The 7,341-nt window shown below is 62.2% G+C and carries 7 protein-coding genes; all 7 read right to left on the reverse strand.

Features of this window, described 5'->3' with window-relative positions; translation table 11 throughout:
• On the reverse strand, nucleotides 1-862 hold an 862-nt coding region (locus tag GIW04_RS25620), incomplete at its 3' end, for a Mur ligase family protein (RefSeq protein ID WP_329607641.1).
• A 6-nt stretch (nucleotides 863-868) separates the two neighbouring features.
• Nucleotides 869-1,951, reverse strand: coding sequence for a phospho-N-acetylmuramoyl-pentapeptide-transferase (gene mraY / locus GIW04_RS25625; RefSeq protein ID WP_003188670.1), 1,083 nt, complete (start codon nucleotides 1,949-1,951; stop codon nucleotides 869-871).
• Entirely contained in the window at nucleotides 1,951-3,321 is a 1,371-nt protein-coding gene (locus GIW04_RS25630; RefSeq protein ID WP_003188669.1) for a UDP-N-acetylmuramoyl-tripeptide--D-alanyl-D-alanine ligase, read from the reverse strand. Before GIW04_RS25630 ends, mraY begins: the two co-directional genes overlap by 1 nt.
• Nucleotides 3,314-4,777 (reverse strand): UDP-N-acetylmuramoyl-L-alanyl-D-glutamate--2,6-diaminopimelate ligase, encoded by a 1,464-nt coding sequence (locus tag GIW04_RS25635; protein ID WP_003188667.1) that lies wholly within the window; start codon nucleotides 4,775-4,777, stop codon nucleotides 3,314-3,316. The genes GIW04_RS25630 and GIW04_RS25635 overlap by 8 nt, the downstream gene beginning before the upstream one ends.
• Entirely contained in the window at nucleotides 4,777-6,519 is a 1,743-nt protein-coding gene (locus tag GIW04_RS25640) for a peptidoglycan D,D-transpeptidase FtsI family protein (protein WP_019816949.1), read from the reverse strand. Before GIW04_RS25640 ends, GIW04_RS25635 begins: the two co-directional genes overlap by 1 nt.
• The gene (ftsL, locus tag GIW04_RS25645; RefSeq protein WP_003188663.1) at nucleotides 6,519-6,812 is read right to left on the reverse strand and encodes a cell division protein FtsL; all 294 of its coding nucleotides are present in this window, start codon (nucleotides 6,810-6,812) and stop codon (nucleotides 6,519-6,521) included. The genes GIW04_RS25640 and ftsL overlap by 1 nt, the downstream gene beginning before the upstream one ends.
• Nucleotides 6,809-7,341 (reverse strand): 16S rRNA (cytosine(1402)-N(4))-methyltransferase RsmH (gene rsmH / locus GIW04_RS25650; RefSeq protein WP_236479317.1); only part of this gene is annotated, 533 nt, incomplete at its 5' end. The genes ftsL and rsmH, both read right to left, overlap by 4 nt.

The following is a 7,341-nucleotide window of genomic DNA, read 5'->3' on the forward strand; positions in this document are numbered from 1 at the left end:
CGTGACCGGGCGACCAGGCCGCCAGGGCATTGGACTGGTTGTGTGCGCCACGGATCTTCAGTTCGCGTACCGGCATCAGGTTCTGGAATTCGAACGCCAGGTACTTCTCGCCGTTCTCTTCACGAATGCCGAAGCCTTTGAAGTCCGGTTTGCCCAGGCCGAACGTCCAGCAGGGCATGCCCTCGCCCATCAGCGGACGGCTCAGGGCATCCTGACGGTTGACGACAAATTGCCTGGCGCCACGGAAAATCCGGTGCTTGGCCAGGTGATAAGCCGGCAGGCCGCTGTAGCGGTCCATATGGTCTTCGCTGACGTTCAGTACCGTCGCCACTTCGGCGCCCAGGTCGTGGGTGGTTTCCAACTGGAAGCTCGACAATTCCATCACGTACAGCTCGACGTCGTCGCTGAGCAGGTCCAGGGCCGGCACGCCAAGATTGCCGCCGACAGCCACACGCTTGCCCGCCGCCGCCGCCATCTCGCCGACCAGGGTGGTGACGGTGCTTTTGGCGTTGGAACCGCTGATGGCCACGATCGGCGCCTTCGCGTTGCGCGCGAACAGGTCGATATCGCCGGACAACTTCACGCCACGGGCCGCCGCCGCTTGCAGGGCCGGTGTCGCCAGGGCCAGGCCCGGGCTCACGTAGAGCTCATCGGCACGGCACAGAAACTCGACATCCAGCTCGCCACAACGCACTTCCACGTGCGGGTAGTCACGGCGCAGCGTGACCAGCTCCGGTGGATTTTCCCGCGTATCGGCCACAGCAAACGACGTGCCCCGGTTCGCCAGGAAGCGAACCAGGGACATGCCGCTCTTGCCGAGGCCGACAACGATGCGGAAGTGGTCTGAAGCGATCAGGGACACTCGTTTCTACCTCAGTTTCAGGGTGGCAAGGCCGACCAGTACCAGAATCACGGTGATGATCCAGAAGCGGACAATCACGCGTGGCTCAGGCCAGCCCTTGAGTTCAAAGTGGTGGTGAATCGGCGCCATGCGGAACACGCGGCGCCCGGTCAACTTGAAGGACGCGACCTGGATGACCACCGACAGGGTTTCCATCACGAACACGCCGCCCATGATGAACAGCACGATTTCCTGGCGAACGATCACCGCGATGGTGCCCAAGGCCGCGCCCAGCGCCAGTGCGCCGACGTCGCCCATGAAGACTTGTGCCGGGTAGGTGTTGAACCACAGGAACCCCAGGCCGGCACCGATCAGCGCGCCGCAGAACACGATCAGTTCACCAGCGCCCGGTACATAAGGAATCAACAGGTATTCCGCGAATTTCACGTTACCCGACAGGTAGCAGAAGATGCCGAGCGCGCCGCCCACCATCACCGTCGGCATGATCGCCAGGCCGTCGAGGCCGTCGGTCAGGTTCACCGCGTTGCTGGAGCCGACGATCACGAAGTAGGTCAGCACCACAAAACCAACACCCAGCGGGATGCTCACGTCCTTGAGCATCGGGATGATCAAGGTGGTTTCCACGGCACTTGGCGCGGTGGTGTACAGGAAGATCGCGGCGGCCAGGCCGAACACCGACTGCCAGAAATACTTCCAGCGGCTTGGCAGCCCCTTGGAGTTTTTCTCGATCACTTTGCGGTAGTCATCCACCCAGCCGATGGCACCGAACAGCAGGGTCACCAGCAGCACCACCCACACGTAGCGGTTATGCAGGTCGGCCCACAGCAAGGTGCTGACGCCGATGGACGACAGAATCAGCGCACCGCCCATGGTGGGCGTTCCGGACTTGGACAGGTGCGACTGCGGGCCGTCGTTACGAACCGATTGACCAATTTGCAGGTTCTGCAGGGTGCGGATCATCCACGGCCCTAAAAACAGCGACAAAGACAGCGCGGTCAGCACACCCAGGATCCCGCGCAGGGTCAGGTACTGGAAGACCGCGAAGCCTTTGTGGAACTGTTGCAGATACTCAGCCAGCAGCAGCAGCATTAATGTTTCTCCGTACTTGAGCCACACAAGGCTGCGACGACGTTTTCCATCACCGCGCTGCGCGATCCCTTGATCAAAATGGTTGTGTGTGTGTCATGTTCAGCCGCCGTCAACGCCTGGATCAGCTCGGCCTGGCTGGCGAAGTGCCGCGCGCCAGGGCCGAAAGCGTTGACCGCATGGGCCATGTTCGTACCAACGGCGTAGAGCGCGTCCACTTTGCCGGCGGCATAGGCGCCGACTTCACGGTGGCCTTGTTCAGCCCAATCGCCCAGTTCGCCGATGTCGCCCAGTACCAGGACCTTGCGCCCATCAAAGCCTTTGAGCAGGTCCACAGCGGCATTGATGGAGGACGGGTTGGCGTTGTAGGTGTCATCGATCACGCGCATGCCGTTGCCAGCCAGTTGCGCCACGGTGCGGCCCTTGACCGGCTGCACCGCGCCCAGGCCTGTGGCAATACCGAACAGCGACACACCCAGGGCATGGGCGGCAGCGGCGGCGGCCAAGGCGTTGGCGACGTTATGGTTGCCTAGCAAATTCAACTGCACGTGCTCATCACCTTGCGGGGTGTGCAAGGTGAAAGACGGGCAGCCACGGGCATCGACATTGATGTTGGAGGCGTAAAAATCGGCTGCGGCATTGAGCACCGCAAACGTCAGGACCTTGCGACCGGCGGCGCGTACATGCCAGGTCTCGAAGGCCTTGTCATCCAGGTTCAGTACCGCAGTGCCCGAAGCGTCGAGGCCTTCAAGGATTTCGCCCTTGGCTTCGACGATTTTTTCCGGGCCGCCGAACTCGCCGACATGGGCGGTACCGGCGTTATTGATGATCGCCACGTGCGGCTGGGTCAGCGCCACGGTGTAGGCGATTTCGCCGATGCGCGAAGCCCCCAGTTCGATCACTGCCGCCGTGTGTTCCGGGGCCAGTTCGAGCAGGGTCAGCGGTGCGCCGAAATCATTGTTCAGGTTGCCACGGGTCGCGAGTACCGGCCCGCGCGTGCGCAAGACGCCGGCAAGCAGTTCCTTGACCGTGGTCTTGCCGCTGGAACCGGTAATGGCCGCCACCGGCTTATCAAAAGCGGCGCGGTTAAGCGCGCCCAGTTGGCCCAGGGCCAGGCGGGTGTCGGCTACCAGCAATTGCGGCAAGGCGGAATCGGCCACTTCACGCTGTACCAGGGCACCGACGGCACCTTTGGCGGCAACGTCGTTGAGGTAGTCGTGGCCATCGAAACGCGGGCCGGCCAGGGCGACAAACAGTTGCCCCGGCTGGATGTTACGGCTGTCGATACTCACGCCATTGAATGTGCAGTCGCTCGACAGCACACGGGCCGACAGGGCCTGGGCCAGCTCGCTGAATGTCATCGCTTTAAGCATGGGCGACCTCCCAGGCGGTCAGGGCGTGATCCGCCTCGACCAGATCAGAGAAGGCATGGCGCTCACCGTTGATTTCCTGATAGTCCTCGTGACCTTTACCCGCCAGCACCACTACATCGTCCGCGCCGGCACTGGCGATCAACTGCGCAATGGCGGCGCCACGGCCCGCGACAAAGGTGGCCTTGGAGGCGTCTTTGAAGCCGACACGGATGTCGTCGAAAATCTGGCTCGGGTCTTCGCTGCGTGGGTTGTCGTCGGTGACGAGTACGCCATCGGCCAGGCGCTCGACAATCTCGGCCATCAATGGGCGCTTGCCGCGATCGCGATCACCGCCGCAACCGAACAGGCACAACAGTTTGCCCTTGGCATGTGGGCGCAGGGCTTCGAGGACTTTTTCCAGGGCATCCGGAGTGTGGGCGTAATCGACCACCACCAGCGGTTGTGTGCCGCCACCCAGGCGCTGCATGCGACCGGCCGGGCCTTCCAGCTTTGGCAGTACCCGCAGGATTTCATCCAGGGCGTAGTCCAGGCCCAGCAGTGCGCCGATAGCGGCGAGCACGTTACTCAGGTTGAACCGCCCGAGCAAGGTGCTGCGCAAGTGGTGCTCGCCCTGCGGCGTCACCAAGGTGGCACGCACGCCTTCGTCATTGAATTGGGCTTCGCGGCAATACAGGTAGGCGCTGGCATCTTGCAGGCTATAGCTGATCAAGCGCGCGTCGCTGTCTTGGCCCGCCAGTTGGCGGCCAAACGCGTCGTCGAGGTTGACCACCCGGCACTTCAGGTCATTCCAGGCAAACAGCTTGGCCTTGGCTGCGGCGTACGCTTCCATGGTGCCGTGGTAGTCGAGGTGATCGCGGGACAGGTTGGTCATCACCGCCACGTCAAAGGCCAGGGCAGTGACACGCCCTTGGTCCAGACCGTGGGAAGACACTTCCATGGCAACCGCCTTGGCGCCGGCCTTTTTCAGGTCGGCCAGGGTCGCTTGTACGGCAATCGGGTTTGGCGTGGTGTGCAGGCCGCTTTGCAGCGCGCCATAGAAACCGGTGCCCAGGGTGCCGACGATGCCGCAGTGCTGACCCAGCAGGTCCAACGCCTGGGCGACCAATTGGGTCACGCTGGTCTTGCCGTTGGTACCCGTCACGCCCACCAGGTTGAGTTGGCGGCTCGGGTCACCGTAGAAACGCCCGGCGATGTCAGAAAGCTGCGCAGCCAGGCCCTTGACCGGAATCAACGGCACATCGGTGATCGGCAGCACGGTGGCGCCTTGCACTTCATAGGCAACCGCCGCCGCACCGCGTTGCAGGGCATCGGCGATATGCGCACGGCCATCGAGCTTACCGCCGGGTACCGCCAGGAACAGATCACCGGCGCGCACATTACGGCTGTCCAGGGTCAGCTCACGAATCAGCAGATCGTGGCCGGCATGGGCAAAAATCTTGTTCAGGCTAAGAGACATCAGCCGCGCCCTCCATTGGCTTTAACAGCAGCGGCCGGCGGGCCGGCGTTGGCTTGTTGGGTCGGCGGCAGGTTGTCCGGCGTGATGTTCATCAGGCGCAGGGTGCCGGACATCACTTTGCTGAACACCGGGGCCGAAACCAGGCCACCGAAGTAGCCGGCTTTACTAGGCTCGTCGATGACCACGACGATGGCGTAGCGCGGGTCGCTCATTGGGCCGAAGCCGGCGAACAGCGAACGGTAGGAGTTTTCGGCATAGCCTTTGGTGCCCACCGAAGTCTTACGCGCCGTACCCGACTTGCCCGCAACGTGGTACGCCGGCACCTGGGCGCGGAATACGCCACGCGGTGCCTCGATCACTTGTTGCAGCATGCCTTGCATGGTCTTGGCGACGTTTTCCGGGATCACTTGGGTGGCTTTTGGCGCTTCGTCGACATGGATCAGGCTCAGTGGAACCATGCGGCCGTTATTGGCCAATACCGAGAAAGCGTGGGCCAACTGGATGGCGGTCACCGACAGGCCGTAGCCGTAGGACAGCGTGGCAGTCTCGGCTTTTCTCCATTCGCGGTAGTTCGGCAGGTTGCCCACGCGCTCACCTGGGAAATCGAGGCCGGTGGGTTGCCCCAGGCCGATTTTTTGCGCCAGGTGATAGATCGTTTCACCGCCAATGTCGAAGGCAACCTTACTCATGCCCACGTTACTGGAGTTGATCAGGATGCCTGTCAGATCCAGCACCGGACCTTCAGTGCGGGATACGTCACGAATAGTGTATTTGCCCAACTGCAAGGTGCCTGGGTAAACCTCGACCTTGTCGCTAGGTTTCCAGCGCCCGGTTTCCAGGGCAGCGCTCATGGAGATGGCTTTCATGGTCGAACCCGGCTCGAACACGTCGATCATTGCGCGGTTACGCATCATCGCCGGTTGCAGGTTGCGACGGTTGTTGGGGTTATAGGTCGGCTGGTTGACCATGGCGAGGATCTCGCCGGTCTTCACGTCCATGATCACCAGGCTGCCGGCTTTGGCGCCGTTCTCGATGATCGCGTTACGCAGTTCGCGGTTGGCCAGGTATTGCAGGCGCAAATCGATCGACAACGCCAGAGGCTTGCCGGCCTTGGCGTTTTTGGTGACCTGGACGTCCTTGATCAATCTGCCGCGCCGATCCTTGATGACCTGGCGTTTGCCCGGAACCCCAGCCAGCCACTCGTCATAGGCCAGTTCGACCCCTTCGCGGCCGTGGTCATCGATGTCGGTGAAGCCCACCATGTGCGCGGTGGTTTCACCGGCCGGGTAGAAACGACGAAACTCCTCGATGCCGTAGACACCGGGGATTTTAAGGTCGAGCACTTGCTGGCCTTGCTCAGGGGTAAGCCCGCGCACCAGGTAGATGAATTCTTTGTTGGCCTGGGCTTCCAGGCGCTCGGTCAGGGCCTTGCGGTCTTGCCCCAGGGCAGCCGCCAGTTCAGGCCACTTGTCCTTGGCAACTTGCAGTTCCTTGGCGTTGGCCCACAGGGTGGTCACCGGGGTACTGACGGCCAGGGGCTCGCCATTACGGTCGGTGATCAGGCCGCGGTGTGCAGGAATCGGAATATGCCGCAGGCTGCGGGCGTCACCCTGGCCGATCAGGAAGTCGCGGTCGACGACCTGCAGGTCGAAGATGCGCCAGACGATCGCGCCCACCATCAATGCCAGCAAGCCGAGCATCAGGCGAAAGCGCCACGGGTAGAGTGCCCCTTCGAGTTTCATCATGGCGCCACCATGCGGACTTCAGCCGCGCCAGGGATGTGCATCTTCAGCTGTTCGGTGGCCAGCACTTCGATACGGCTGTGGGCCGTCCAGGTGCTTTGCTCAAGGATCAACCGGCCCCACTCTGCCTGGGCTTTATCACGCACGCTCAATTCCCCGTACAGGGTATTGAGCAACTGACGGTTCCAGTGGGCGCTGTAGGACACCGCAATCGCGGACACCAGCACGCCGACAAACAGCAGCAACATAAAGAAGCTGCCGCCCGGGAGGGGCTTGGCGAAAAGCTTGCTCACCGCAACTTCTCCGCAACACGCATGACGGCGCTACGGGAACGTGGGTTGGCCTTGAGTTCGGCTTCGGAAGCGAACTGCGCTTTGCCATGGATTTTGATTTTCGGCACAAAGGCTTCGAAACGCACCGGCAGGTTACGCGGCAGGTTGTCGGATTCGCCCTTGACCAGACGACGCATGAAGAGTTTGACGATGCGGTCTTCCAGGGAGTGGAAGCTGATCACCACCAGGCGACCGCCCACTTCCAAAGCATCCAGAGCGGCTTCGAGGCCGGCTTCCAGATCGCCCAATTCGTTGTTGACGTGAATGCGCAGGCCCTGGAACGCACGGGTCGCCGGGTTCTTGCCCTTTTCCCAGGCCGGATTGGCAACCTTCAGCACTTCGGCCAGGTCAGCGGTGCGTTCGAACGGCTGGATTTCGCGGCGCTCGACCACGGCACGCGCCATGCGCCCGGCGAAGCGCTCTTCACCATACTCCTTGAACACACGGGCGATTTCTTCCACCGGTGCGGTGGCGATGAACTGTGCAGCAC

The sequence above is a fragment of the Pseudomonas sp. PA-4-8C genome (genome assembly GCF_021606625.1).
Taxonomy (GTDB): domain Bacteria; phylum Pseudomonadota; class Gammaproteobacteria; order Pseudomonadales; family Pseudomonadaceae; genus Aquipseudomonas; species Aquipseudomonas lactis.

Excerpts from the sequence above, each read along its gene's own strand:
- mraY (WP_003188670.1), bottom strand. The coding sequence starts at position 1,951 with ATGCTGCTGCTGCTGGCTGAGTATCTGCAACAGTTCCACAAAGGCTTC.
- GIW04_RS25630 (WP_003188669.1), bottom strand. The coding sequence starts at position 3,321 with ATGCTTAAAGCGATGACATTCAGCGAGCTGGCCCAGGCCCTGTCGGCC.
- GIW04_RS25635 (WP_003188667.1), bottom strand. The coding sequence starts at position 4,777 with ATGTCTCTTAGCCTGAACAAGATTTTTGCCCATGCCGGCCACGATCTG.
- GIW04_RS25640 (WP_019816949.1), bottom strand. The coding sequence starts at position 6,519 with ATGAAACTCGAAGGGGCACTCTACCCGTGGCGCTTTCGCCTGATGCTC.